The organism is Bacteroidia bacterium (assembly GCA_040880525.1).
Classification (GTDB): domain Bacteria; phylum Bacteroidota; class Bacteroidia; order CAILMK01; family JBBDIG01; genus JBBDIG01.
Genome location: JBBDIG010000035.1, coordinates 1 through 26,293 on the forward strand (window position 1 = coordinate 1; position 26,293 = coordinate 26,293).

Below are 26,293 nucleotides of genomic sequence, written 5' to 3' on the forward strand. Positions count from 1 at the left end.
CAAACTTGGTATCCAAATCGTATAATACGTAACTGAATTCCAGGTTAGGGTTTAAAACAAAACACCCATTATTGAATTCCCTTTCTTCAATTCGTTTTAATTATTAAATCTTAAAACAAAAAATAAGGAAAACAATAATGGGTGAAATTTCCTGGAAGATATGATCAGGAAAGATTAAATGCTTTTTTGATCTTATCTAAATAATCCAGTTTTTCCCAGGTAAAGGTCTCTACCTCTTTATCAACGAATTTCCCATTGATGCGGAAACTCACCGTTTTCTTTTCTGGCTTCCGGCCCATGTGGCCGTAAGCTGCTGTTTCAGAATAGATCGGCTCTTTGAGTTTGAGGCGCTTGATAATGCTCGCGGGCCGCATATCGAATAGCCCCTCCACAATTTTGGCAATGGCTCCGTCTGACATGTCAACTTTCGCGCTTCCGTAAGTATTTACGTACAGGCCCATTGGCTCAGCCACGCCAATTGCGTAGGAAACCTGCACCAGCATTTCATCAGCAATGCCGGCTGCTACCATATTTTTGGCAATATGCCGGGTAGCATACGCTGCAGAGCGATCCACTTTTGAAGGATCCTTGCCGGAAAATGCGCCACCACCGTGAGCTCCTTTACCGCCATAAGTATCCACAATGATCTTCCGGCCGGTGAGACCGGTATCGCCATGCGGGCCGCCCACCACAAATTTCCCGGTAGGATTTACATGGTATTTGATCTTATCGGTAAAAAGCTTTTGATTATCCTCAGACAGGGCTCTCATTACGCGGGGGATGAGGATATTTTTCACATCATCCTTTATTTTTTGCAACATTTCCTTTTCCTCTGCAAAATCATCATGCTGAGTGGAAACCACGATGGCTACGATCCTTACCGGCCTGTTATTGTCATCATACTCAATAGTAACCTGCGATTTAGAATCGGGACGGAGATAGGTCATTTCCTTTTCTTCCCGTCTGATAGCGGCAAGTTCCTGCAGGATGCGATGGCTGAGGTCCAGCGCCAGTGGCATATAATCGTCAGTTTCGCTGGTTGCATATCCAAACATCATCCCCTGGTCTCCTGCGCCTTGTTCATCATCAGAGCCGCGTTCCACGCCCTGATAAATGTCAGGAGACTGCTCGTGAATAGCTGAAATCACTCCGCATGAGCCGGAATCAAACATGTATTCAGCTTTGTTGTAGCCGATTTTTTTGATCACTTCGCGCGCTACGGTCTGAACGTCAACGTAGGCAGTAGTTCTCACTTCTCCGCTTAATACGGCCAGTCCGGTTGTAACCAGCGTTTCGCAGGCCACCTTTGATTCGGGATCCTGAGCCAGGAAATTATCGAGAAGTGCATCTGAAATCTGATCGGCTACTTTGTCAGGATGTCCTTCAGAAACCGATTCAGAGGTAAAAAGATATGGCATGTATGTTTTAAATTTTAAAGAATGACCCGGCCCTATTCCCGTAATTGGAATTGAAACCGGTTTGAAAATGAGCCGCGAATTTAGATTGATTTTTAAAAGATGAAGTTATCTGAAAATAATGGCGTTGCTGCCTTCATTAAAAATTTGGCGAAAGGATATACTTGGAATAGAAATCTGTGATCACTTTAACGGCTTCATCTGCGGTATCCACCACTTGTACCAATTCCAGATCTTGCGGACTCACGTTCATGGATTTGGTGTGCATTACATCACGGACCCAATCGAACAGGCCATTCCAGAATTCGCTTCCCACCACTACGATCGGGAAACGGCCGATCTTCTGCGTTTGGATAAGTGTAAGGGCCTCGAAAAGCTCATCCATCGTTCCGAAACCGCCCGGCAGCACAATGAAGCCCTGGGCATATTTCACGAACATCACTTTTCTCACAAAGAAATAATCGAAGTTTATGAGCTTATCCGGATCAATGTACTCGTTGGCCGACTGCTCAAAAGGGAGGTCAATGTTGAGCCCTACTGACTTGCCTTCGCTCATCATCGCACCTTTGTTAGCGGCCTCCATGATGCCGGGGCCGCCACCGGTGATAATTCCATATCCCTCTTCCGTCAGCCGCTTGGCGATCTCTACCGTAAGTTCATAATATTTACTTCCCGCCTTAGTGCGCGCTGAACCGAATATTGAAACGCATGGACCGGTTTTATTCAGTTTCTCAAATGCGGTTACAAACTCGCTCATTATTTTAAAGATCTGCCAGGAAGATTCGGCCTTTACATCACTCCAGTGCTTGTCTTCAAATGCCTTCCGTATTTTGTCGTCACTCATCATCTTATATCCTACCGGAAAATATTTTTATACTAAAAAATAAAACTCTGCCGCAGACGTGCCGGGCAGAGTTAGGTGCTGTCAAAGGTAAATTATTTTCCCGTACTCAGGCGCTTAGGAGACTGTAAAAGCATATTCAGGAACCGGTAAAAACACAACGTGGCTCAATGCGTTAGTTTGCCTGAAATTTGCCACTGCCGGGCGCTTTCCAAAAACATCCGGCAAAACCCTTTGCAGATCCTTATCCATGAAATATACTTCCCTTTCCCTGTTCCTGGCATTGCTGTGCCCGGTGATGATCTTTTCCCAGCAGGAAACACCTAAATTCACGCTGAGCGGCTACGTTAAGGATGCCTCCTCTGGCGAAACCTTGATTGGTGCATACGTAGTGGCCAAACCGGCAGATGATCCTGAAACGGCCTCTCCTCCTTATGCCATTACCAATGAATATGGTTTTTATAGCATGACCATTCCGGAAGGCAATTATACAGTAATAGCCAGCTATGTACAAAGCACTTCGGAAGTGCAGCAGCTATCGCTTCAGGAAAACACCCGGCTCAATTTATCCGTGCAAACAAGCCAGGTCTTGAAAGAGGTAGTGATAACGGACAAGCGAGAGGATGGGAATGTGACAGGATCTGAAATGGGCAAGTTCGACCTGAAACCTTCGGAAGTGGAAAACATACCAGTGCTATTTGGCGAAGCAGACATCCTGAAGACCTTGCAACTTCTGCCCGGCATCCAAAGCGCTGGTGAAGGAAATGCCGGTTTCTACGTGCGCGGTGGCGGTCCGGACCAAAACCTCATTCTCCTGGATGAAGCCGTGGTTTATAACTCTGGTCATTTGTTTGGCTTTTTCTCCATTTTTAATTCAGATGCCATTAAAAATACTTCGCTCATAAAAGGAGGAATGCCTGCAGAATTCGGAGGCCGGCTTTCATCCGTACTGGATATTTCAATGAAAGACGGCAACGAAAAGGAATGGCACGGCAAAGGTGGAATCGGACTTATTTCTTCAAAACTTACGCTGGAAGGCCCGCTGGTCAAAGACAAGAGTTCGCTGATGCTTTCGGGGCGCAGAACTTATATTGATGTGCTGATGAAGCCATTCGTGGCAGGAACGGGAGCCGAGGGAAGCGGATATTATTTCTATGATTTCAATGCGAAAGCCAGCTACCGTTTCAGCGATAAAGACCGGATTTATCTCAGCGGATATTTTGGGCGGGATGTCTTTACTTATAATTCTGACGACAGCGATTTCAATCTGAATATTCCCTGGGGAAATGCCACCACAACCTTGCGCTGGAACCACCTCTTCAGCGATAAGCTTTTTATGAATGCTTATGCCATTTACAACGATTATCAATTTGAAGTGGGCGCAGGACAGGAGGACTTGCGGTTTTCTCTTTTCAGTGGCATCAGAGATTATAATGCAGCCACGGATTTCTATTTCTTTCCCGGCAATAATCATAACCTGAAGTTTGGCGCCAACTATACCTATCACCGCTTTACTCCCGGTGCGCTGAGCCTGCAAGCCGATGACGTCCAAATTGACCCTGACGACCTGCGGAACAAATTTGCCCACGAAGCAGCCATTTACATCCAGGATGAATTTGACTGGAAGGAGCGGTGGCGATTCAATTTTGGGTTGCGGGGATCATTCTTTCGTCAAATGGGACCGTATGTTTATAAACCTTCTGCCTCCGCAGATTCCGTTTCATTTGACAAAGGTGAGCCTGTGCAGGATTATTTCGGTCTGGAGCCCCGTGCCAGTTCCCGTTTCCAGATTAATGAGCAATCATCGCTCAAAGCTTCTGTAGCTGTTACCAATCAATACATCCACTTAGTAACCAATTCGGGAAGCACATTGCCCACCGATATTTGGGTGCCCAGCAGCCGCGTGGTGGAACCGCAAAGAGGAATACAATACGCCCTGGGGTATTTCCGGAATTTAGCTAAAAATAAGTATGAGACTTCTGTGGAAGTATATTACAAGGACTTGCAGAACCAAATCGAATTTAACCAGTATTATATTCCTGAACTGAGTTCCGAAATTGAAAAGGATTTCGTGTTCGGGGATGGTGAATCTTATGGTGTTGAGCTTTTTCTGAAGAAACGGACCGGCAGGCTGAACGGCTGGATCGGTTACACCTGGAGCCGCACTTTTCGTACGTTCAAAGACCTGAATCAGGGCAAAGAATTTCCTGCACGATATGACCGCAGACATGATCTTTCTGTAGTGGCAATTTATGAACTGCATGACCGGTGGACTGTTTCCGGCACTTTTGTTTACGGGTCAGGCATTGCATTCACCCTTCCGGAGAGCTATTATTTCATCAATTCACAGCTTGCACTGAACTATGGTGAAATTAATTCCGCAAGGCTCAAGCCTTACCATCGTGCAGATATATCGGCTACCCTCCACGGCAAAAAGGATAAGAAATTCCGGAGCGACTGGGTTTTCAGCATATACAATGTATATAACCGGAAAAACCCCTACATTATCTATCTGGACTATGACGGCAATCTTTTCCGTGGAGACGCTAAGGTTACACCCAAGCAGATCTCATTATTCCCCATCATTCCATCCATAAGCTGGAATTTTAAATTTTAATGGAAATGAATAAGTATTATTTAATGCTTTTTGCAATCCTCTTTTTCTATGGCTGTGAGCAGGAAATAGAACTTGATCTGCCCGAAGCGGAGGAGCAACTGGTGGTTGAAGGACATATAGAAAACGACCGGCCGCCCTACCTCATCCTGACCAGGAGTTCAGAGATATTCGAACCCATCAGCCTTTCAGATGTAGAAGAATTTTTTGTGCATGGCGCAAAGATCACCGTGAATGACGGCTCCCGCACGGTAGAATTGCAGGAAATCACGATAGACTCTGCGGGCCTTCAGGTTTCCGTTTATACCACTTTTGATATGACTGGCGAATCCGGAAGGACCTATACGCTGACCATAGAAGCCGAAGGGAAAACCCTTACCGCCACCACCACGATCCCACATTTGTTGCCATTGGATTCAGTATGGTATGAGCCGCATCCTGAACCCGAAGCTGACACACTGGTCCGGCTTATGGCGCAGTATTCCGATCCTCCGGAGACGAATGACCAGGTGCGGTACTTTACCAGCCGTAACGGCAGGAACTTCTGGCCAGCGTTCAATTCGGTTTATGAAGATGTATTAATAAACGGAATGACCGTTCCAGTGCCGATTGACCGGGGCCTGGACCGCACCAATAGTGTAAACTGGGTCGTTTATCCCTACTTCTCCCGTGGAGACAGCATTGTGCTGAAATGGGCTTCAATTGACCGCCCGCATTTTGACTTTTGGCAAGGTCTTGAATTTCAGGTAAGCAACTCCGGAAATCCTTTTGGCAACATTACGCGTATCAACGGCAACATTGTGGGCGGTCTGGGTATATGGGGAGGCTATGGCGCCCTTTATTACACGGTGGTAGTCCCGGAATAACAAACTGAACGGAGCAGGCCATGATTGCCCGGCCATCACATTGCAGATAACTTCTCCCTTTAGAGGGCGAGTTCATCAATTTTGGCCGCCATAATAAAATCATTCTCCGAGAGGCCGCCAATAGCATGGGTGTAAAGTTCCACTTCTGCACGGCCCCATGAAATATGCAGGTCAGGATGATGGCCCTCCTCCTCTGCAAGGTCTCCTACCTTATTGGCAAACGCCATAGCTTGGGCAAAATCATCGAAAAGGAAAACCCGGCTGATCTTATAATTATCCTCAACCTTCCAGTGTGGATCAATTTCAGTTTTATACTCTTTGATCTGATCAGGCGTAAACTTTTCAACACCCCCCTCGCAAGGCACGCATTTCTTTTCTGTAAGTTCCATGGTTATTTGTTTTGATTAGTTTCTCAACAAAAATGGAAGAAAAAGTTTTTCTGTCTCTTAATCCTCAAATTTTTGTCAGGTGCCTATTGCTGCTGTGGCATCAGCACCTGATCCATTGAAATTGTGAAAATTGAGCTTTTATTAAAAAGATACAAATGCTTTAATAATTGAATAAAGTTCATGAAAGATCTGGAAACTCAACCCAGCTTAGGCGCGTTTAGGCGTCAGACGCCTGCTTGTCCCGTTAATCTAAATAAAAAAAGCAACAATGATTATTTACAACGTAACCGTACAGGTGGAGGATGAAATAAAGGAAGATTGGCTGAAGTGGATGCAGGAAAAGCATATTCCTGCAGTTATGGCTACAGGCCGGTTTCGCGAGCACAGGATATTTGAGATGCTGACACACAAGCAGGCTGGTCACCAGGCGTATGCGATTCAATATGTGGCAAAATCAATGGAGGACTACGAGGAATACCAGCGGGATTATGCACCCACCCTACAGCAGGAACACCGCGATCGCTATGGAGATAGCGCCATCGGATTCCGCACTTTGATGAAACAACTTTAACATTGGCCAGGAAACGAACAAGAGCAACAGCACGTAGCCAGATTATTCGTCAACCCTGATTCCGCCAAGCTTTGCTAATTCTTCACGGACAAAATCCGCCAGGGCTTTGATATAGGATTTTGAAAAATCGAAACGGATTCCTGCCGCTTCATAAATCTCAGGAAGCGGCCGGGAATAGCCAAGTTTAAGCGCCTCAAGATATTGGCGCAACCCCTTTTCAGGATTTTCTCTGAAATTCTTCCAGACAGAGATGGCTCCAAGTTGCGCCATTCCATATTCAATATAATAAAAGGGAACCTCATAGATGTGAAGCTGGCGCTGCCATAAATTCCTGCGCAACTCTTCATATCCTTCCCAATCCACCATTTGAGCAGAAAACTCATTCAGGATGGCCAGCCATTCCCGGCTTCTCTCTTCTGCTGTGTTGGCGGGATTGAGGTACAGCCAGTGCTGAAATTTATCCACGATAGCAATCCACGGCAACATGTCAAGCACATTCTCCAGTTGATCTTTCTTTGCCCGGATCAGGTCTTCTTCATTATCAAAGAACAAATCCCAATGCTCCATGCTGATGAGTTCCATGCTCATGGATGCCAGCTCCGCCACCTCTGACGGCACATGCTTCAGGAAGTTCAATTCATAATCGCGGGTCAGGAATGAGTGAATTGCATGACCGCCTTCATGTACCATAACTTTAAGATCGCGCAGGGTGCCGGCAGCATTCATAAAAATAAAAGGAACACCGATTTCATCAAGTGGGTAGTTGTATCCTCCGGGAGCTTTGCCTTTTCTGCTCTCAAGATCCAGGTAGCCCATATCACGCATGGTGGCGATGCAGTTGCCCAGAAACGGATCAATCCTGTTGAAACATTCCACTGTTTTCGCTACGAGTTCATCCGCATCCTTAAAAGGTTTCAAAGCGGCTTTCCCTTCCGGATCCACATCCAGGTCATAAGGTTTCAGCTTCTCAAGCTTCATGGCCTCTTTCCTGGTTTTCTCCATTTCCGCTACAATAGGAACGATCTCCTCACGAATGGAATCATGAAATGTGAACACATCCCCGGCATCGTAATCAAAACGGCCCAGTTCCCTGAATTTGTAGTCGCGATAATTGCTGAAGCCGGCATTGGTCGCCACCTCATTGCGCAATTTCAGCAACTCATTCATCAGTTCATCGAGCGTGGCTTTATCTGCCAGCCGCCTTTCAGTCATCTTTTCATACACTTGCCTGCGCAGGTTCCTGTCAGGCTCCTTGAGAAGGGCTCCGGCCTGCGGCATTGTATACTCCTTCCCGTTTATCTCTACTGACATTTTACCGGTGATCTCGCTGTATTTCTGCGATTCTTCCGAGAGCCTCGTGAGCAAAGGAATATTTTCTTCCCGGTACAGTGAAATCTGGTTTTTCACCTCCCGTACATAGGTGTGGAATTGGGCGGGATCAAGCTTTTCCAGATACGGGGATTCTACAAGCTTCACATCCATTTTATGGGAGAAAGGAATAATGTGCGGCTGTATTTCCTGTACAAAGTAGAGGTAAGCCTCCTTAGCCTGCTTGTCCTCAGTATTGCGGGTATAATTGATGTACCGCCAGGCAAGGTTCTCTTCCAGATATCCTTCCAACTCACTGCGGTCCAGCACCCACTGTTCCAGCTCTTTGTCCCCTTCTATGGTGCGGTTTGTCAATTCTTCAAAAAACGGCTCCAGGCTTTTCCAATTTGTAAGGACAAATTCCTGGGAGAGGTATTTCCTCTTCCGCGGTTCAATAAGGGTTACTTCCTGTTTGTTCATCATTAAAATATCAAAAAATACTACTTTTTCTTTGAAGCTTTATTCACCGGTTTAGCTACGCTCCTGTTGGTTGCAGTTTTGTTCACCCCTTTTATATCACCTTTTATAGTGCTTTTGGGTTTTGGCTTGTCCTCCTTAAATTTAGGCTTGCTTTCCGGTTTTGCTTCTCCTGATTCCGCTTCCTTATCACCTTTTTCAGGTTCATCTTCCTCTACCTCGCTGATCCGGCCATGTTCCACCAATATCTCGTACCATTTCAGGATTTTCTTGAGGTCGGAATGATACACTTTCTCGGTGTCGTGTTCAGGCGCAATTTCAAGGAAATAATTTCGCAATACTGAAGCATCATCTTTGGGTGAGACAGACGGCTTGATACCATCTTTGTTGTGTATTTTCCTGAACACCTCCCGAAGCGTCAGATCTTCGGGTTCAGTGCTGAAAATGGTGATCTCCTCCAGCAGTGCGATCTGAAAATTGTTATGGATCTGCAGCTTCTTGCGCTTTTCATCCATTGACTCCACAATAAGGCCCTGCGGGCTCTTTGCCTTCACTTTATAAAGACCGGGTTTGCCGGAAATTGAAACTATTTCTGATATATCCATTCTTACTTTTTTTTGCAAATTTAGAAGATAGTTCGTGGGGGCAGCAGCCGGGGTCAATATTTCGGAATTGTAAAGGTGAAGTTAACGCCCTTTCCTTTGGTTGAAGCAAAAGAAACCTCTCCGCCATGCAGTTCCACGATCTTTTTAACCACCGGCAAACCTACCCCACGGGTTTCCATCATGTCCCAGGGTTCCAGGGTTTGAAACAGTTCAAATATTTTAGCATGATATTTTTCGTCAATGCCTTTGCCGGTGTCAGCAACCGTAATGGCTACGGAAGGTCCATTATCTCTGCAGGTAATGTGTATTTCAGTGGTTCGGCCTTTTGCATGTCCATGCGCTGCTGCATTGGCTATGAGATGCACAAACACCTGTGTGAGGTATGCGGGAGCGCAACATAATTCCGGCATAGGCTTCCTGACAATTACCTGCACATCTTCGGGAATCTGTACATGCGTTAAGGCTTCTTCTATTAGTTCATCAACATGCACTTCCTTTTTTAGCAACGGTCCCAGTCCGATTTCTGAAAATTCGATAAGGCCATCCATCAGGTCGTGCAGGCGGACCGAGCGGCTCAGCAGCAAATCCAGGTTCTGTGCCCGCTCGCTTTCCGGAGCAGGATTCAAATCTTCCTTTAGCCATGTTACCAGCGTAGCTATGCCCCGGAGTGGCGTTTTCAGATCGTGAGATGCCGCATATATAAGTGTATTGAGATCTTCATTGCGTTTTTTCAGATCCTCCTCGGCATTTTTCTGACGGGTGAAATCCGTGAGCAGGGCAATAGATCCGATACACAACTGATCCCTGTCCAAAATCGGTGAATCGCTCATCAATATCCATATTGCTCCTCCTGACTTCTTTCGCAGCCTCATCTCGTATTGCTCCAGAATTCCCTGCTGCCGGTTGGCGTGGATACGCTTCAGGAGCTGCTCACGATCCTTCTCGTGCAGTAATTCTCCAAAGTCCCTTTCCAGCAATTCGTTGGATTTATAACCCGTCATTTTCCGAAACTGGTTATTAAAAAAGTAAATGATATTATCTTTATCTACCACGCACATCGCATCGTTCATCGTCTCAATAATCTGCCCTGCTGCATATTCCGGGGAAAAGTTGAACATCTCGTAGCGGGAGAGGGCAATCACGGTGGTCACGGAAAAAATCGTCATGAAAGAAGAGGTGACGGGAATTTCAGAAGTAAAAAAGAGGTAAGGAAGGATGATCTGCGTAATGGTACCCTGAATGGTAGGAATGGCAAAACCCACAGCGATGAGCAGCGCCTGTACTCTTCGTTTAAAAGTATTGCTATCCCGCATGGCATAGAGGGTAAGCACGATGAATGTAGCGAATCCCAATCCTGAAATCCACCACAGTTCCAGAAACCCCAGGAGACTGTCAGCCGGTGCAAGCACATAACCCCATTCTGAATGCGGTTTTAACTCCCGGACGATAAAGCCTGCTCTGCTGCACACCTCGAAAAAAATTGCCGGGAAATAGATAATAAAAACAACCCAGGGAGAGTTGGCAGAGGTTCGCCTGCCGGTAAAATACAGCGCAAAGTGAAGCCCGGCAGGCGCCACCGCAACCGAAAAGAGCCACAGCAGGTCTAGCCACATCCGCGCTGTTTCAATGTTGTCGCTCATCCGTATCAGGGAAATACTGAGCTGCCAGCAAAAAAGGGAAGCCACAATTATAGCAAATGTGTAGGTAACCTGGTTTCGCGGCATCTTGAACAGGATGTAAAGAAAAATACCGAGATTGAGCAGGGCGGGGATCAGCGAAAGCAGGATAGGTTGCCACAGGTCAAAGTTGAGATCCAGCAGGCTTGCGTTCATACAATGTATAAATGGGAATAAACTCCTAATAACGTTTGTAACCCCTCACCTGGTTGTGTTCTTTTTCGGTCAGCTCATTTTTCACCGAAACCGGTATGCCAATGAACAAATCGCAAGGCTCCCCGTAATGGTATAATCGCTTTTGAAAAATATAACTTTGACAGCTCTTTTAGCAATCTTTAACACAACATCTAAATTCTAAAAAAATGAAAAAGCATTTTGGACTCTTCCTATTGCAATTACTCTTTATCGTACCGTTTGCGTTTGCCCAAAATTTTGAAGGTTCTATTGAATATAGCCTGTCGGTGGATGGCGAGGGAGAAAATATTCAGCAGACCAAAGATGCGATGCCCAATAAAATGACCTACTTCATCAAGGACGATAACATGAAGATCAGAACCGAAGGAGGCATGGCAGCGGCAATGGCCGGAGACATAATAATGGTGGGAAAAGAAAGGACCATGTATATTCTGCAACCTGCGTCAAAAATGGCGATGCAAATAAAAATGGAGGACACTGAAGATGAAGAGGTAAAACCGGTAGTAACAAAAATGGACGAAACGGAGAATATTGCAGGATACGATTGCCAGAAATATAAGGTGGTATCCAAGACTGAGCAAGGGGATGTAGTATCCTACTTATGGGTGACGGACAAGCTGAAAGTGGATGTTCCCCAGAGTATGATGCAGTCAGGCACTCAGATGAATCTTCCGGGTGAAATTGATGGATTTCCCTTAAAGGTAATTTCGCATATAGATATGGCCGGCAATCAATTGACCATGATATTCACGGCCTCGGAGGTGAATAAGACCAGCTTGAATGCAAGCGATTTCAAGATTCCTGAGGATTATACCAAGCAGGTGGTAAGCCCCGACATGCTCGGCAGGTAATTTCTGGCGCAAATAATTGAACAAAAGCTGCTTCTGAAGGACTTACCTGAAGATAGCGGCTTTTTTATTTTGAGACAATGCGCTACCCGAATATCACCTCAGTAGCGCCACCGCCATAAAGTTCCGGATTGGCATCACGAATTTTTCTCACCTCCTTTACTTTCACCAGGGCGCTCCGTATTTTGTTCTTCAAAATCCCCTGTCCGGCACCGTGAATGAAAGTGATCTTCTCATAATTGAGCGCAATAGCACGCTCAAGGCAGGCGTCAAAATAAGCCATTTGCTGTTGCAGCATTTCGGCAGGTGATAGGAGTTGGGGGTTTTCTACCAGCTTTTCTATATGCAGGTCCACCACGTCAGACGGGGCTTCCAGCGTAAAGGCTACCCTGATTTTTGGCACTTTTCTCTCTTCGGTGGCCTCCGTTGCAGGTTTTGCATTTTCAACACCAAATGCTTTAAAAACATGCGCTTCTTCATTAAACGGATTCTTGGTGGAGAGCGACTTGATGAATTTGCGTGCATTCATATTCAGCGAATACTGAAACGAAAGCGGCAGATCAGAATCCGGAGATGGCGCGAATATCAGCCCGTGCATCTCTATATGGCTCCAAAGATCAAAGTTCTGCATATTGAGAAGGCCCAGCCGTAAATGGCTGTTGGGGCCAATCTCACTCTTTGCAAATCCCTCCATTGTATTTCCTTTATTAAAATGAAGGGTAAACAGTAAGGCACAAGGAAGTTGATTCACGAGGTAAACCCGCAGTTCGTTCTCTTTATCCCCTTTTCTGAAAATGAGAAGAACCGCTTCCTCTTCTTTTATGCCTGCGGCTTGCTGAACCCCGGCCTCCAGCGAGGCCGTGGCTTTAACTTCGGCCTCATCGCCTCCTGCTGAAACCAGTTCCCTTTCCTCCAGAGGGATCTCAAATCCGTCCTCAATCTCCACCATCCAGCGGTTGCTTCCGGCCTGCCCGGTTATAGTGCCTTTCAGGTTCTCGTTCAGCAACTGCACTTTATCGCCAGGCTTAAATTTGCTCATTGTTGTTGTTTCAGTGCTTTTCGGAAAATTTCTGCAAACCGGAATACATCTTCGTAGGAATTATAGAGCGGAGCAGGTGCTACTCGTATCACGTCAGGGTTTCGCCAGTCGGCCACCACATGATTTCTCTGCAGTTCTTCGAATACCGCCTTGCCATGCTCCCTGAAGAGAAAGCTGAGCTGTGCCCCGCGTTCCTCCGGATCAGATGGGGTGATAATTTTATAAATTCCTTCAAATCCGGGATTATTATCCGGATGCAGCAGGAACTCCATGAAACCCGTTAAATGCTTGCTTTTAATGCGCAAAGCACTCATCCCAGCATCTCCGAAAATTTCGAGCGAAGCCATGTGAGCCGCCATTGAAAGTATCGGCACATTGCTGAGGTGCCATCCTGCCGCACCTGGCTCTGCCACAAAACCCTTCTTCATCTGAAACCTTGTATCGGCCCGGTAGCCCCACCATCCTGCAAATCGCGGAACGGCTGAGTCGTTTCCATGGCGCTCGTGAATATAAATACCGCTTACGCCTCCTGGTCCGGAGTTGAGGTATTTGTAACTGCACCAGGTTGCAAAATCAGCATTCCAATTGTGCAACTGTAAAGGCACATTTCCAATAGCATGGGCAAGATCATAACCGGCTACCGCACCCACCCCATGCGTTGCGGTGGTAATCTTTTCCATGTTAAAAAGCTGGCCGGTATAATAATTCACGCCACCCAGCATCACCAGAGCAAGGCTGTCTCCGGCTTCCCGGATAGCCGATAAAATGTCTTCCTCCCGGATATAATATTCGCCAGGATGCGGTGCCACTTCAAGAACCGCATCGGCAGGCTCCAGGCCGTGATAACGCACCTGCGATTCAATCGCATACTGATCAGACGAAAAGGCGCCTGCCTCCAGGATTATTTTGTAGCGGGTTTTTGCAGGCCGGTAAAAGGAAACCATCAGCAAGTGAAGGTTTACCGTGAGTGAATTCATTACGGCTACTTCAGCCGGTTTGCAACCCAGGATTTCTGCAAGGGGCGCATTGAACCGGTTGTGATAATAGGCCCAGGGATTCTTCCCTTCCACATGGCCTTCCACACCAAACCGTGCCCAGTCCTCAAGCTCCTGATCCACATGATGCTTCACAGATTTGGGTTGCAGGCCGAGAGAATTTCCACTCAGATAAATTTTCTCTTCCTTTTCGTTCTTTTCCACCGGGAAATAGAACTTTTTGCGAAACTCCCTGAGCGGATCTTTCTCATCCTGTTCCATAGCATATTCAAGATCATTCCTGAAGTGGTTTTCTGCCATTTCAATGTTCCGTTTTATTGATGGACAAAGTTAAGCGTTCCGACCCCAGGGCATAGCAGCACACGGCAAAAGCATGCCTTTTATTGAATTCAGAAAGTTGAAAGAAATTTTATCATTATGTTTGTCATCCTTTAGATAGAAACAATTTACTAACGTGAACTTCCCTATGCGAAAATTAATATGGTGTATTGTAACAAGTATATTTTTAGCCCCACAGATATGGGCACAAGACTTTGATCAATACCAACCACTGGAATCGTCAGGCACCATACCTGAAAGCTTTGTAACGCTTACTGAGAGCAAAGTAATTGATGATATAGAACGAATTGACCGCTCTGAGAAAAGAAAGATCAGGAAAGAAAAAGAAAAATTTGTTCTTGTAAATAATTATCTTATTGATCAACTCCTGCTGAGCGGCCGTGTACTTTATAATGATCCTGTCGGGCGCTATATAAATAATGTAGCTGACCACATCATCGAGGCCAACCCCGATCTGGCTGATAAGGAGCGCATCCAGATATACGTAGTAAAAAGCACGGTGGTAAATGCTTTTGCCTATGACAACGGCAGCATTTTCATTAACCTGGGTTTAATTGCGCAATTAGAAAATGAAGCGCAACTGGCTTACATTCTTTCCCACGAATTGGTGCATTTTCAGAAAAGACATGCTATCAATTCTTATATAGAATATGATCGCATCAGCCGGGGGAAGAGCCAGTATAAACAAACTTCGCCTGAAGACAGAATAATTGCACAGAGCAATTACTCAAAAGAGCTGGAACTTGAAGCTGACAAGCATGGGCTTGAATATCTTGAAAACACATTGTACGATCCCAATTCGGTTTATGGCGTATTCGATGTACTCCAATATTCTTTCCTTCCGTTTGATGATGTACCTTTCCCCAAATCATATTTTGAATCCGATCACTTGAAATTTCCTGAAGATTATTTTCTCGAAGAAACCAATGTAATTGAGGTTGCAGAGGATTATGATGATTCCAGAAGTACGCATCCTAACGTAAGAACGCGCAGAGAAGCCATACGAGAAATATTATTCTCTGAAGTTGCTGAAGAAAAAAAGGAATTCCTCGTTTCTGAAGAAGAATTTAAAAAGGTACGCGATCTTGCCCGATTTGAATTATGCCGGCTCTATTTGCAATCCAGGGATTATTCAAATGCAATATATGCTGCATTTATGCTCCAGTATGATTATCCTGAAAGTTCATACCTCAAGGAAGTGATTGCTACTGCTCTTTATAATCTCACCACGTACCGGCACAGCTCTAAATACGAATTCAACAGGCTGATCGAGGATCCTGAAAACATGCAGGGAAGTTCGCAACAGTTAAATCACTTTTTGCGAAAGTTGACTAATGAGGAAATGAACGTAATGGCATTGCGATATGTCTGGAGCCAAAAACAAACTTTACCTGAAAACCCGGTTTTCGCTTCCCTGTCGGACAGCCTGATGAAATCGTTGGTTTACAACACTGACCTTACGCTTAGGCATTTTTCGGAAAAAGCACTGAGTGATACCTTGAGTGATACGCTGGCGCAGGAACTTGCCATTGATTCTACAGAATATTTAAAACTGAGTAAATATGAGAAAATCAAACTAAATCAAAAATTAAAGGAACAGGATGAGAATGATGGCGAATTTAGTTTTACCCGGTATGCATTTGTGGATTTGCTGCAAGATCCGGAATTTACCAGAAAATATGAGAGTTACCTTAGCTCAAAAACCACTGTAGAAACCAAAACGGATAAATGGGGCCGCAAAATAAAAAAAACAACCAGCAGGAAAGAAAAGAAAAGACTTGAATTAAAAGGCGCCTCACTTGGAATTGAAAAAATTGTAGTCGTGGATCCTTATTATCTCAAATCCGATGCACGAAAAAAGACCCCGGTCCAGTTTGTTAAATCGGAAATTAATCAACAGGAATTTTCTAAACTAAATGCAAAGAACGCAGCACTGGCCGGTCTTGACATAGAAGTTATTGATCCTAATACTTTTGATGAGGATGACACAGAAAAGTTTAATGATTATACGGTATTGAATGAATGGATCCGGGAGCGTTTCGGGCATGAAGATCAGGACAACGCAATTGTTTCCAGTCATCAGCAGGCGGCAAAACTTATTGATAAATACGGTACCCGCTATTTCCTCTGGACAGGATTAGTGAGCACCCGATATAAGAAGTCTTTTCCATTAGGATATTTTTTAATCGGAACAGTTTATTGGTTTTTACTTCCGCCTGCCATTGTCAGCCTCTTCATTCCCGAATATGATACATATTATTATTCTCTGCTTTTTGACCTTGAAACCGGTAAAGTAGTATTTTTTAATTCTCAGAACTTTGAAAATAGTGATCGCAGAGACTTTGTTAATTCTTTTGTCTACGATTCTTTTTATCAAATCAGTAAATCAAACTAAACCACGTTTTTGTTATGACTAAAGTGCTATCGGCCACCTTTCTCTTTTGCTTCACCACACTTTTTGCATTTTCGCAGGCGCCCGGTTATCAGGGCCTTACCCTGGGAGTTTATTATGAGGGTTTTGTTCTATCAGCCATGAACAGGCCCAACGCCAATTTTCAAAGTGCGAATCTTTTTACTTATGAAGGTGATAGAAATACAAATCTTTTCGCGCTTAATTACCGGCACAGCGTGGGAGTGGAATACACCATTTCCCGTAAACAAAATATCGGAGCAGCATTTCACTTTTACACTTCATCAGTTTATCTGGATGAAGAATTTGAATACGAAGAAAGACCATTTAGCAGAAGAAACTCGGCAGATGTAACCGGACTCGAAGAATATGCTGGTATAAAAGGAAAAAATTATGAACTGTTCTATAAAAAATCTGTACAGGAATTCATTGCTCCGATCGGAGGGTATTTAAAATTCAGTTTAATGGCCATGACCACAAATGTGCTGATAGATAATCCCATCATAACGGAAGCATATACCAATAATGGACAACAGGACATTGAGGTGGAATTCCCGGATACCAGATTCTTCTATCCCGGGTTAGCTCTTGAGGGTGGCGGTATGCGCGTAATCTTTGACAGGATAGAACTCCGGTACGGAATGCAATTCGCCTGGGTGGGCGCTAATATTTTCTATAACCTTACTCCCATTGAATTTGAAAACTATTTAAAACATGCCACCGGTAACAGGATTTTTCACATGCACTTATTTAATTTAAAATTAGGCGTTGGCTTCCTGGCTATTTAAATAAAGCTCCAGTTTTTGTTGAATTGACGAAACACCAAATTCGGATTCTTAATTTTCCGCGATCGCAATATATCCGAATATTATTTCCCAAAGTTCAAAGGTTTCATCACCAAATTTCTTTGGAACTTTTAATAAATAAAACTTTACTTCCCAAATTTCATTTTCGGTCGAAGCGCTTTTCAACTTCTTTTGCGAACTTTTCTCTGTAAAAGTGAGACGCATCCGCCCTTCATAGCCATTGTCCATTCCGGGTTGCAGCGGCTGCTGAATGTTCACAGCCATTACCTTCAGGCTGTCCCATCTCTTTTCCCCGTTCAGGTAGCTTTTCAGGAATTGCGCTACGTCAACCGAATCATTTCCTGAGCGGATCATGGCCTTGTCCCTGAAAAGATTGCCGCACTGCCAAATGGCGTGCTCGCGTATCTGCCGCCCGATTTCAGGATTATTAATGAGTGCAATATAATTCAGCACATCCTGTATTTTCTGCTGCGCCCGCGTATTAAATACCTTCAACTCCGCCTCAGAAAGCGTGGTCGTGGTGAAATTTGAATAAAGCGTATTGTATGCCCCTTCATTATTGTTTACAGGAGTATTTTGAGCGGCAACAGAAAAAACCGTCAACAGGCCCAAAATCAGAATAATTGTATTTTTCATCTTAATAATTTTTCGTGCGCTTCAAGTCGTTTTTTCTGAACAAACCTCATTTTGGCAATTTTCCCGTTATCATAAATTGTTTCAAGCACTTCAATATCCTTCAGGCTCTCCAGTGGCATGGTCAGTTTATTTATAAAATCACTTCGGTTGTACATCTCCATTCCAAGCTGATTCACGGGGTCTATCTGGAATATCTGCGCATCCGGTGCTATCATTCTTTCCAGTTGCTTCCTTCGCTTTTCCCAATCCTCCGTTTGCGATTTACTGATGACCTGGATCAGCAGGGCGTAGTCGTCCGTTTTCAGGCTTATTCGTTCGGCAGGTTGCCCATTGCTTACTGTACGCGTGATCGTATCCGGCTTGTAATTCGGTATGCGGATCACGAACCGCACTTTGCGGCTTCTGGTCGAGAATGATACACATCCGCTGTCGTTCAGCATCCGCCTCTCGGGCGATTCGTCAACGTGCAGCAATTCCGCCTCAGCGCCTTCTGGCGGAAGGCGGGTGCCGAAAGTCGCATCCTCAAAGCAGAAGGTGCAGCGTACGGTTTCAGGTTGCAATACAGAATAGGCAAGACCACAGATGAGAATAAACGTTCCTGCGGCTATAGTCCAGATTGCCTGCTTTCTGTTCAATAAGCTCTTGCGCAGACTTTCTCCCTCCGGCTTTGTGAAAGGGGATCCGTCCCCGGTTTCGGTTTCCGCAAGCATGGCGCAAAATGTTTCCCAGTCCCGCACTCCGGTATAGCGGCTCAGCAAGTTCAGGATATCTATCCGTGGCAGCTTTTCCTGTCTTCCTTTAATGTGCATGTAAAACCATTTCTCACTAATGCGCCCCTGCGCCTGCTCTTGCAGGTCGTCCTGGAAATCACGTATCTCTGCGCCCGTCCATTCCTCCAGCGGACGGCATTCAGGATGCGATGCACGAAACCTCCGTTCTACGGCTTCTTTCAGCGCTTCAAAACAGGAACTTAAATCTGGCATTTACCGGCAATCACTTTTACATTTTACCTTCCGGAAATAACGATTTCCCGGACTGGCAATTTCATTAAACGATATAATATTAGCGTGCGCAATTTACACTCCAATACTTCCGCGAAATTCCTGCAGCCAACCGGTTAAAAAAGGCAATTGACGCAGATTTAATTTTTTCTGTTGACTTTCATAAAGTTGGTTTCTGAATAAAAGCCATTTGTAATTTGTAAAATAGTTTACAATGGCATTTACAAGGTTTTACATTGCCCTGTTCATCTGCTGCTCCTACGTTTGGCCTCAGGTTTTTTCTTTTAACTATTAAAATAATGAAGCAATGAAAAAAAGTATTTTGGCCATAACGGTTTTAGGAGTTTTAGTGATCCCAACACTTTTACAGGCCCAGGTAATGGGAAACGTGATCTATAATGAATCGAACCTTTATCGAATGCAAAGGAGCGCTGCAAGTGCAACTGCGACTATCCGCAGCAATACTGAAATGGAGTTTAGCGTAAAATCCCTGATGAATGTAAAAGCAGAAAGCTATCTGGCCATCTTGGGAATGCGGCAGCATGGCGAATCTGCAGCAGCGGCAGATAGCCTAATGAATGCGCGCTACAGTAAATTTCGTGAGGCTGCCATTGCAATGGGCATTCCTCCGGAAGATATTTACCTTGACATGATATCGCTGGTTCCGCTCTTTGATATGGAGGTGGAAAAGAAACTGTTCAGCAAAACCTATAATGAAGTTCCCGCAGGTTTTGAGTTGCAAAAGAACATTCACATTGGATATAAAGATGCTGAAATACTGGACAAGCTGCTTTCTGCCGCTGCGGCTCAGGAGATATACGATCTGGTGAAGGTGGAATATTTTGCCGGAAATCCGCAGGAAAACATGGTTGCCATACGGAAGCTGGCCATAGATTATCTTCTGAAGAAATTCGCAGATTTCAAACGGCTTGGAGTTGACCTCGACACGGTGTATCGCGTGATCGCAGAGAACTCGGCAGTCACCTATCCTCTTGACCGGTACCTGTCATACCAGGCACATTCCTCCGGACATGATGCTTACCTGAAAGTGGAGGATGGAGTGAAGCTGATGAAGAGGCCTGTAACCCGCTACTATAATAAACTGGATTACCAGGATTTTGATATCATCATTAATCCTGAATTCGTGGAGCCTGGGCTGCAATACAGTTATGAAATCAAAATAAAATTTATGCTTCGGCCACCTGAAATACATCAGCCCAAGCCGGAACAGCGGATTTTACTCATTACGCCTGATGGCGATTTCAGGCCGCTGCCGTAGCCTGTCGCTTCTACGTGTATATACTTCAGTATTTTTATGCACCTTTTTGAACAATACTTATTTCCCTTCCGTTGAAACAGGTATCATCATAAAAAGACCAAGCTATGTTCAGCCTGTTTAAAAAAGATTCGCTCAGTGATTTAGAAAAACAATATCACCAAAAGCTGAAAGAAGCGAGAAATTATCAAAGCTCAGAAGACGTGAGCACTTTCTCAGCGATCATGTACGAAGCCAACAAACTTTACAGCGAAATAGAAAACCAGCGCCACGCACAGCAAATGCATGCACAATACCCCGAAATAATGAATCCCCTCCGATAGCACAGGCAACCAGCAAACCCCTGAAATTTTGGAGGGAAAAGCGGAGCAATATTGCTCCGCTTTTTTTATGCCCGGAAATGGGCACTTTTTCTGAAATCGCGGTTTGTCCTGTCCTGGAATTCCTTGCTCAATTGCCACTTGCACCCCGGCACCCGGCTGCCTATTTTTGCAGTTCAAAAATCAACCGCTTTCATGGCACAAGACAATTACCAGCACCACGATTATTATAACATTGATGATCTGCTGAGTGAGGAGCATCTTTTAATTCGCGATACAATCCAGAACTGGGTGAAGAAAAATGTATCGCCCATCATCGAGGAATATGCCCAAAAGGCGGAGTTTCCGCGTCATCTGGTAAAAGGTCTTGGAGAGATCGGAGCTTTCGGCCCCTACCTTCCGCAGGAATATGGCGGAGGCGGCCTGGACCAGATCAGCTATGGCATCATCATGCAGGAACTGGAACGGGGCGACAGCGGCATCCGCTCAGCAGCATCCGTCCAAAGCTCCCTCGTCATGTTTCCTATCTACGAATTTGGCAGTGAAGAACAGCGAAAAAAATACCTTCCGAAACTGGCCACCGGTGAAATGATTGGCTGCTTCGGCCTCACCGAACCGGATTTTGGCAGCAATCCGGCAGGAATGAAAAGCAGCTTTACAGACAAAGGCAGCCATGTAGTGCTGAACGGCTCCAAGCTTTGGATCACCAACAGCCCGATTGCTGATATTGCTGTGGTGTGGGCGAAGAATGAACAGGGAAAGATCCAGGGCCTCATCGTGGAGAAAGGCATGAAAGGTTTCACCGCCCCCGAAATTCACAATAAATGGTCATTGCGGGCATCCATTACCGGTGAACTGGTTTTTGATAATGTGAAAGTACCGAAGGAAAACATCCTCCCGAACGTCCAGGGTTTGAAGGGACCGCTATCCTGCCTCAGTTCTGCGCGCTACGGAATTTCGTGGGGCACCATAGGTGCAGCCCTCGATTGCTATGATACGGCCCTGCGCTATGCCAAAGAGCGCATCCAATTCGACAAACCGATCGGGAGCTTTCAACTGACCCAGAAGAAACTGGCGGAGATGATCACAGAAATTACCAAAGCGCAACTCATGGCCTGGCGACTGGGCAATTTGAAAAATTCCGGAAAAGCTACACCTGCACAAATTTCAATGGCCAAACGCAACAGCGTCCAGATTGCCATCACTATTGCAAGAGAAGCCCGGCAAATCCTGGGTGGAATGGGCATTACGGGCGAATATTCCATTATGCGCCACAGCATGAACCTGGAATCAGTAATAACCTATGAGGGAACGCATGATATTCATCTTTTGATTACAGGAATGGACGTGACGGGAATAAATGCTTTTTAATTGAAATTATGGGTTATGAATTATTAATTATGATTTGTTGCATTAAATAATAGTTACCAGGAAATTTAAACAATGAATTAAATATTAAAATTAAAATGATAAAATTTGGAACAGATGGCTGGAGAGCCATAATTGGAGACGACTATACGGTTGCAAATCTCAAAAGAGTCTCAGCGGCAACGGCTTATTGGCTGAAGAAGACGCATGAGAAGCCGGTTGTTGTGCTCGGATATGATTGCCGGTTTAGCGGGGAATTATTTGCTAAGGTAGCCGCACGCGTTTTAGCCCATGAAGGCTGCAAGGTGCATTTGTCTGATAATTTCGCTTCTACGCCTATGGTTTCATTGGCTGCCACTGAATTGCATGCCGATGCAGGCGTAGTAATTACAGCCAGCCACAATCCTCCAATGTACAATGGGTTCAAGATCAAGAGCTCCTATGGCGGCCCTGCGCTGCCGGCCCAGATAGAGGAAGTGGAAAACCTGATACCGGAAATCTATGAAGGGCACATAGATCCATTCGAAGATCTGGTGGACAGCGAACAGATCGTGATGGTGGATATGGAAACCATGTATTGCAATCATGCACGTAAGAACTTTGACCTGGATGCTATCCGCAACTCAGGGATGAAACTGGCTTATGATGCAATGTTTGGTGCAGGGCAAAACGTGCTGAAGCGCCTGCTGCCGGATACTATATGCCTTCACTGCGAATTCAATCCATCCTTTCAGGGCACGGCTCCGGAACCGATCATGCGTAATCTGGAAGAAATTTCCCGGCTCATCCGCAAACAAGGCGATATTGCCTGTGGCCTGGCTACAGATGGAGACGCAGACCGCATTGGCCTGCTGGACAGCCAGGGCAACTTCGTGGACTCGCATCACATTATCCTGATGCTGCTGAATTATCTGCACAATAAAAAGGGAATGACCGGAATGGTGGTCAACAGTTTTAGCTGCACCACCAAAATCGCAAGGTTCTGCGAGCTTCACGGGCTGGATAATAAAGTAACTAAGGTGGGATTCAAATATATCTGCGAATACATGGTGGATAATGACGTTCTGCTGGGTGGTGAAGAATCGGGCGGAATCGCTGTGAAAGGCCATATTCCTGAGCGGGACGGCATCTGGATAGGCCTCACGATCTGGGAGTATATGGCCAAAGAGGGCAAAAAGCTGGAAGAACTGATCTCAGAGATCCACGGTATTGTAGGCCCTTTCGCTATGGAACGCAGCGACCTGCACATAGATGAACATCTGAAGCAGGAAATCATGCAGAAATGTGAACAGGATGCATTTAATAGTTTTGGACGCTATAAAGTGGAACGAATTGAAAAGACAGATGGCTACAAGTTCTTTTTTGATGAGAAGCGCTGGCTGATGATCCGCCCTTCAGGCACAGAACCCGTATTGCGTACTTATGCCGAAGCGCCTACCCATGAAGAGGCCTGTGAGATCTTAAAGGAAACAAAAGAAGCTATTTGCTGATGCTCCCTGCGATTACGGAAACAGGAAAGACAGCAGATTTCTTTATGATTATATTTCTTTTCCAATAACATTTCAGTTTTACAAACCCCAAATATTCCAGCAGATTGAAATTCTCTCTGAAGGCTACCGCGCCCGGCTCCAGGGGCCGGGCAGGCACAATCACCACTGCACAGGGACAGGTGGAAACGCCCATCTTTATGCCGGTCGGAACCCTGGGGACAGTAAAGGGCATACACCAGCGAGAGCTTGAGGAGGATGTAAAAGCACCCATTATTCTGGGAAATACCTATCACCTCTACCTGCGACCGGGAATTGATGTGCTGGAAAGCGCAGGGGGCTTGCACAAATTCATGGGCTGGAACGGGTTGATCCTTACTGACAGTGGCGGGTTCCAGGTGTATTCACTTTCCAACATCAGGAAAATTACCGAAAAAGGAACGGAGTTTCAGTCCTACATTGATGGTTCCCGGCACTTCTTTTCACCAGAGGGAGTGATTGATATACAGCGCAGCATCGGAGCAGACATCATGATGGCATTTGATGAATGCACACCCTATCCATGCGAATGGAAATATGCTGAGAACTCCATGCACATGACGCACCGCTGGCTGGACCGCTGCATAGCGCAGTACAACGATACACAACCTAAATACGGACGGGAACAGGTGCTTTTTCCCATTGTGCAGGGCAGTGTTTACAAAGACTTGCGAAAAAAATCGGCTGAATATATAGCTGCCAGTGGTTTGCCTGGCAATGCCATTGGTGGCCTCTCCGTGGGCGAACCTGAGGAGATATTGTACGATATGACGGAATTTGTCTGCGATATTCTTCCGGCAGAAAAGCCACGCTACCTGATGGGTGTGGGCACTCCCGCCAATATTCTTGAGTGCATACACCGGGGCATTGATATGTTTGACTGCGTAATACCTACGCGCAACGCAAGGCACGGCCACCTTTACACGGCAGAAGGCATAATCAACATCCGCAATGCTAAGTGGAAAAATGATCACTCACCGCTGAATTCCACGCCTATGAGTTTCCTGGACCGCTATTATACCAAAGCCTATTTGCGCCACCTCGTCTACAGCAATGAATACCTGGGCGTACAAATTGCATCCCTCCACAATCTGGTGTTCTACCTGTGGCTTGTTCGGGAAGCGCGACTGCAGATCCTCGAAGGAAGCTTTGTCAAATGGAAAGATGAAATGGTAATAAAACTGAGCAGAAGGCTCTGATGAAAATCCTCGACTGGTACATTATCCGCAATTTTATTACTACGCTGTTCGCTGTGTTGCTGATGTTTGCAGTCATTGCCGTTATTTTCGATATTTCAGAAAAGATTGATGACTTTATTGAAAAGGATGCCCCGGTACTTCAGATCTTTACGGTTTATTACCTGAACTTTATTCCGTACCTGATTGATCTCATCAGCCCGCTGCTGATCTTTATTTCTGCCGTTTATTTCACCTCGCGGATGTCATTCAATTCTGAGATACTGAGCATCCTGGCCAGCGGAGTGAGTTTTTACCGGCTGCTGGTACCTTATCTTATTGTTGCTACGGTGCTCACAGGCATTTCCTATTACCTTAAAGGTTGGGTAATCCCTAAAGCCAGTGATGCTATGGTACAATTCGAAATTACCTACTTGAGCAATCCATATAATTATGGGGCGGTAAACATCCACCGCCAGGTTTCTCCCGGCAATTTCATGTATCTCGAATCTTATGACAACCCGGATTCAACGGGGTATAAATTCACGTATGAGGAATTTGAAGGAAATGAGCTCAATAGAAAAGTGAGCGCACGGATGGTTAAATGGGAGGGAAAGCAGCAGAAATGGCTGATGCATGACTGGGTAATTCGCAACATTGACGGGCTGGAAGAGGACGTTACATCAGGTGATACCATGCTGATTGATATTGGAATAGCGCCAGGTGATTTCGACAGAAAAACGCTCACCATCCCCACCATGACCACTACGCAACTCACTGAATTCATTAATCTGGAAAGAATGCGCGGAGAGGAAAGGATCAACCTTTATATTGTGGAGCGGGAAAAACGAACATCGGTGCCTTTCGCCACTTTTGTGCTCGTGATCATTGCCGTAGCGGTATCTTCACGCAAATTGAGGGGTGGAATCGGCACCCACCTCGGATTCGGCTTGCTCATCGCTTTCTCCTATTTGCTGGTACTCCAGTTCTCCTCCACCTTTGCCGTTAATACCAGCTTCCCCGCCTGGATAGCCGTCTGGATCCCGAATGCAATGTTTGGCGTTCTGGGAGTGTTTTTATTATTTAAAGCTCCAAAATAAATCGCAACAGCAAACTCTTTTTTTAATTTAATATTAATAATTAAATATCTTATAAATTAATACTAAAAAAATGATTTTATAAAAAGTAAACCGAAATAAAAATCAGTGAAACTTAGCGCCTTCGAGCCTTTGTTTCTAAATTCTATCGGAGCAGTTCAACGGATAATCCAGGGGGCTATAGTTGTGTTTCGAACACCCCCTGCCCCTCCGCAAGAGTCCGGAGTCCTTCGGACCCTCAAGGGGGATTTTCATTTCGTTTGTCAGGTCTACTAGTCTATAGCACCTGTTCATCCTCCATTTCTTTATTAAAATACCAGTAGAACCAAAAAACTTAGTGTTATTTCTGCCTTAGAGCTTTGTGTCTAATTTTCATTTCTTTAAATAACTTAGTGAAGCTTTGTGCCTTTGTGTCTAAACCCTTTTTAAAAACTTAGTGTTACTTAGTGTCTTAGACCCCTATTTCTTGGAGAGATTTTTCAAAAGAGTTTAGGTCTATT

22 protein-coding genes are annotated in these 26,293 nt (G+C 45.3%); 12 read left to right on the forward strand and 10 right to left on the reverse strand.

The window, feature by feature from the left end:
- Positions 1 to 164: 164 nt before the first annotated feature.
- Together metK and WD077_10135 are read right to left on the reverse strand one after the other, a co-directional pair.
- Positions 165 to 1,418, reverse strand: coding sequence for a methionine adenosyltransferase (metK, locus tag WD077_10130; GenBank protein MEX0967587.1), 1,254 nt, complete (start codon positions 1,416 to 1,418; stop codon positions 165 to 167).
- 136 nt (positions 1,419 to 1,554) lie between these two features.
- The gene (locus WD077_10135; GenBank protein MEX0967588.1) at positions 1,555 to 2,262 is read right to left on the reverse strand and encodes a TIGR00730 family Rossman fold protein; all 708 of its coding nucleotides are present in this window, start codon (positions 2,260 to 2,262) and stop codon (positions 1,555 to 1,557) included.
- A gap of 244 nt (positions 2,263 to 2,506) precedes the next feature.
- On the opposite strand from WD077_10135, the gene WD077_10140 reads away from it, so the two are divergent.
- Positions 2,507 to 4,873, forward strand: coding sequence for a TonB-dependent receptor (locus WD077_10140; GenBank protein ID MEX0967589.1), 2,367 nt, complete (start codon positions 2,507 to 2,509; stop codon positions 4,871 to 4,873).
- Positions 4,874 to 4,878: 5 nt separating this feature from the next.
- Positions 4,879 to 5,736, forward strand: coding sequence for a DUF4249 domain-containing protein (locus WD077_10145; protein MEX0967590.1), 858 nt, complete (start codon positions 4,879 to 4,881; stop codon positions 5,734 to 5,736).
- 59 nt (positions 5,737 to 5,795) lie between these two features.
- Here the strand turns inward: WD077_10145 and WD077_10150 are convergent, their stop codons facing one another.
- Positions 5,796 to 6,125 (reverse strand): 4a-hydroxytetrahydrobiopterin dehydratase, encoded by a 330-nt coding sequence (locus tag WD077_10150; protein ID MEX0967591.1) that lies wholly within the window; start codon positions 6,123 to 6,125, stop codon positions 5,796 to 5,798.
- Between the two features lie 268 nt (positions 6,126 to 6,393).
- Here WD077_10150 and WD077_10155 point away from each other — a divergent pair, with 268 nt between their 5' ends.
- On the forward strand, positions 6,394 to 6,696 hold the full coding sequence (locus tag WD077_10155) for a DUF4286 family protein (protein ID MEX0967592.1): 303 nt from the start codon (positions 6,394 to 6,396) through the stop codon (positions 6,694 to 6,696).
- A 42-nt stretch (positions 6,697 to 6,738) separates the two neighbouring features.
- Here WD077_10155 and WD077_10160 read toward each other — a convergent pair whose 3' ends face one another.
- The 3 genes from WD077_10160 to WD077_10170 are packed head-to-tail and all read right to left on the reverse strand — an operon-like array spanning position 6,739 to position 10,918.
- Positions 6,739 to 8,487 carry a M3 family oligoendopeptidase gene (locus tag WD077_10160; protein MEX0967593.1) on the reverse strand — a complete coding sequence of 583 codons (1,749 nt, stop codon included), beginning with the start codon at positions 8,485 to 8,487 and terminating at the stop codon, positions 6,739 to 6,741.
- A gap of 17 nt (positions 8,488 to 8,504) precedes the next feature.
- The gene (locus tag WD077_10165) at positions 8,505 to 9,086 is read right to left on the reverse strand and encodes a DUF5606 domain-containing protein (protein ID MEX0967594.1); all 582 of its coding nucleotides are present in this window, start codon (positions 9,084 to 9,086) and stop codon (positions 8,505 to 8,507) included.
- Positions 9,087 to 9,139: 53 nt separating this feature from the next.
- Positions 9,140 to 10,918: an ATP-binding protein gene (locus WD077_10170; protein ID MEX0967595.1), complete on the reverse strand. Its 1,779-nt coding sequence runs from the start codon at positions 10,916 to 10,918 to the stop codon at positions 9,140 to 9,142.
- Between the two features lie 206 nt (positions 10,919 to 11,124).
- On the opposite strand from WD077_10170, the gene WD077_10175 reads away from it, so the two are divergent.
- Entirely contained in the window at positions 11,125 to 11,808 is a 684-nt protein-coding gene (locus WD077_10175) for a DUF4412 domain-containing protein (GenBank protein MEX0967596.1), read from the forward strand.
- An 82-nt stretch (positions 11,809 to 11,890) separates the two neighbouring features.
- Here the strand turns inward: WD077_10175 and WD077_10180 are convergent, their stop codons facing one another.
- Positions 11,891 to 12,844 (reverse strand): Smr/MutS family protein, encoded by a 954-nt coding sequence (locus WD077_10180; protein ID MEX0967597.1) that lies wholly within the window; start codon positions 12,842 to 12,844, stop codon positions 11,891 to 11,893.
- Entirely contained in the window at positions 12,841 to 14,139 is a 1,299-nt protein-coding gene (gene kynU / locus WD077_10185; protein ID MEX0967598.1) for a kynureninase, read from the reverse strand. The genes WD077_10180 and kynU overlap by 4 nt, the downstream gene beginning before the upstream one ends.
- A gap of 166 nt (positions 14,140 to 14,305) precedes the next feature.
- Here kynU and WD077_10190 point away from each other — a divergent pair, with 166 nt between their 5' ends.
- Together WD077_10190 and WD077_10195 are read left to right on the forward strand one after the other, a co-directional pair.
- Positions 14,306 to 16,573 (forward strand): M48 family metallopeptidase, encoded by a 2,268-nt coding sequence (locus tag WD077_10190; protein MEX0967599.1) that lies wholly within the window; start codon positions 14,306 to 14,308, stop codon positions 16,571 to 16,573.
- A 14-nt stretch (positions 16,574 to 16,587) separates the two neighbouring features.
- Positions 16,588 to 17,376, forward strand: coding sequence for a hypothetical protein (locus tag WD077_10195; protein ID MEX0967600.1), 789 nt, complete (start codon positions 16,588 to 16,590; stop codon positions 17,374 to 17,376).
- 48 nt (positions 17,377 to 17,424) lie between these two features.
- Here the strand turns inward: WD077_10195 and WD077_10200 are convergent, their stop codons facing one another.
- Together WD077_10200 and WD077_10205 are read right to left on the reverse strand one after the other, a co-directional pair.
- Complete coding sequence (locus tag WD077_10200) at positions 17,425 to 18,030, reverse strand: hypothetical protein (GenBank protein ID MEX0967601.1); 606 nt, start codon at positions 18,028 to 18,030, stop codon at positions 17,425 to 17,427.
- Positions 18,027 to 19,013, reverse strand: coding sequence for a hypothetical protein (locus tag WD077_10205; GenBank protein MEX0967602.1), 987 nt, complete (start codon positions 19,011 to 19,013; stop codon positions 18,027 to 18,029). Before WD077_10205 ends, WD077_10200 begins: the two co-directional genes overlap by 4 nt.
- Before the next feature lie 325 nt (positions 19,014 to 19,338).
- Between WD077_10205 and WD077_10210 the strand changes: the two genes are divergently transcribed.
- The 6 genes from WD077_10210 (at position 19,339) to WD077_10235 (ending at position 25,796) form a co-directional block, all read left to right on the forward strand.
- Positions 19,339 to 20,310: an SIMPL domain-containing protein gene (locus WD077_10210; GenBank protein ID MEX0967603.1), complete on the forward strand. Its 972-nt coding sequence runs from the start codon at positions 19,339 to 19,341 to the stop codon at positions 20,308 to 20,310.
- Between the two features lie 104 nt (positions 20,311 to 20,414).
- Positions 20,415 to 20,630 carry a DUF6435 family protein gene (locus tag WD077_10215; GenBank protein MEX0967604.1) on the forward strand — a complete coding sequence of 72 codons (216 nt, stop codon included), beginning with the start codon at positions 20,415 to 20,417 and terminating at the stop codon, positions 20,628 to 20,630.
- Between the two features lie 192 nt (positions 20,631 to 20,822).
- The gene (locus tag WD077_10220) at positions 20,823 to 21,998 is read left to right on the forward strand and encodes an acyl-CoA dehydrogenase family protein (protein MEX0967605.1); all 1,176 of its coding nucleotides are present in this window, start codon (positions 20,823 to 20,825) and stop codon (positions 21,996 to 21,998) included.
- Between the two features lie 95 nt (positions 21,999 to 22,093).
- Complete coding sequence (locus tag WD077_10225; protein MEX0967606.1) at positions 22,094 to 23,485, forward strand: phosphoglucomutase/phosphomannomutase family protein; 1,392 nt, start codon at positions 22,094 to 22,096, stop codon at positions 23,483 to 23,485.
- Between the two features lie 104 nt (positions 23,486 to 23,589).
- On the forward strand, positions 23,590 to 24,720 hold the full coding sequence (gene tgt / locus WD077_10230; protein ID MEX0967607.1) for a tRNA guanosine(34) transglycosylase Tgt: 1,131 nt from the start codon (positions 23,590 to 23,592) through the stop codon (positions 24,718 to 24,720).
- Positions 24,720 to 25,796: an LptF/LptG family permease gene (locus WD077_10235; GenBank protein MEX0967608.1), complete on the forward strand. Its 1,077-nt coding sequence runs from the start codon at positions 24,720 to 24,722 to the stop codon at positions 25,794 to 25,796. Before tgt ends, WD077_10235 begins: the two co-directional genes overlap by 1 nt.
- Positions 25,797 to 26,293 lie beyond the last annotated feature (497 nt).

Bases quoted from the DNA above. Each gene is read 5' to 3' on its own strand.
- WD077_10195 (MEX0967600.1), top strand. From the start codon at position 16,588: ATGACTAAAGTGCTATCGGCCACCTTTCTCTTTTGCTTCACCACACTT.
- metK (MEX0967587.1), bottom strand. From the start codon at position 1,418: ATGCCATATCTTTTTACCTCTGAATCGGTTTCTGAAGGACATCCTGAC.
- WD077_10145 (MEX0967590.1), top strand. From the start codon at position 4,879: ATGAATAAGTATTATTTAATGCTTTTTGCAATCCTCTTTTTCTATGGC.
- WD077_10155 (MEX0967592.1), top strand. From the start codon at position 6,394: ATGATTATTTACAACGTAACCGTACAGGTGGAGGATGAAATAAAGGAA.
- WD077_10165 (MEX0967594.1), bottom strand. From the start codon at position 9,086: ATGGATATATCAGAAATAGTTTCAATTTCCGGCAAACCCGGTCTTTAT.
- WD077_10220 (MEX0967605.1), top strand. From the start codon at position 20,823: ATGGCACAAGACAATTACCAGCACCACGATTATTATAACATTGATGAT.
- WD077_10175 (MEX0967596.1), top strand. From the start codon at position 11,125: ATGAAAAAGCATTTTGGACTCTTCCTATTGCAATTACTCTTTATCGTA.
- kynU (MEX0967598.1), bottom strand. From the start codon at position 14,139: ATGGCAGAAAACCACTTCAGGAATGATCTTGAATATGCTATGGAACAG.
- WD077_10140 (MEX0967589.1), top strand. From the start codon at position 2,507: ATGAAATATACTTCCCTTTCCCTGTTCCTGGCATTGCTGTGCCCGGTG.
- WD077_10170 (MEX0967595.1), bottom strand. From the start codon at position 10,918: ATGAACGCAAGCCTGCTGGATCTCAACTTTGACCTGTGGCAACCTATC.
- WD077_10205 (MEX0967602.1), bottom strand. From the start codon at position 19,013: ATGCCAGATTTAAGTTCCTGTTTTGAAGCGCTGAAAGAAGCCGTAGAA.
- WD077_10190 (MEX0967599.1), top strand. From the start codon at position 14,306: ATGCGAAAATTAATATGGTGTATTGTAACAAGTATATTTTTAGCCCCA.
- WD077_10215 (MEX0967604.1), top strand. From the start codon at position 20,415: ATGTTCAGCCTGTTTAAAAAAGATTCGCTCAGTGATTTAGAAAAACAA.
- WD077_10160 (MEX0967593.1), bottom strand. From the start codon at position 8,487: ATGATGAACAAACAGGAAGTAACCCTTATTGAACCGCGGAAGAGGAAA.
- WD077_10135 (MEX0967588.1), bottom strand. From the start codon at position 2,262: ATGATGAGTGACGACAAAATACGGAAGGCATTTGAAGACAAGCACTGG.
- WD077_10180 (MEX0967597.1), bottom strand. From the start codon at position 12,844: ATGAGCAAATTTAAGCCTGGCGATAAAGTGCAGTTGCTGAACGAGAAC.
- WD077_10150 (MEX0967591.1), bottom strand. From the start codon at position 6,125: ATGGAACTTACAGAAAAGAAATGCGTGCCTTGCGAGGGGGGTGTTGAA.
- WD077_10200 (MEX0967601.1), bottom strand. From the start codon at position 18,030: ATGAAAAATACAATTATTCTGATTTTGGGCCTGTTGACGGTTTTTTCT.
- WD077_10225 (MEX0967606.1), top strand. From the start codon at position 22,094: ATGATAAAATTTGGAACAGATGGCTGGAGAGCCATAATTGGAGACGAC.
- WD077_10210 (MEX0967603.1), top strand. From the start codon at position 19,339: ATGAAAAAAAGTATTTTGGCCATAACGGTTTTAGGAGTTTTAGTGATC.
- WD077_10235 (MEX0967608.1), top strand. From the start codon at position 24,720: ATGAAAATCCTCGACTGGTACATTATCCGCAATTTTATTACTACGCTG.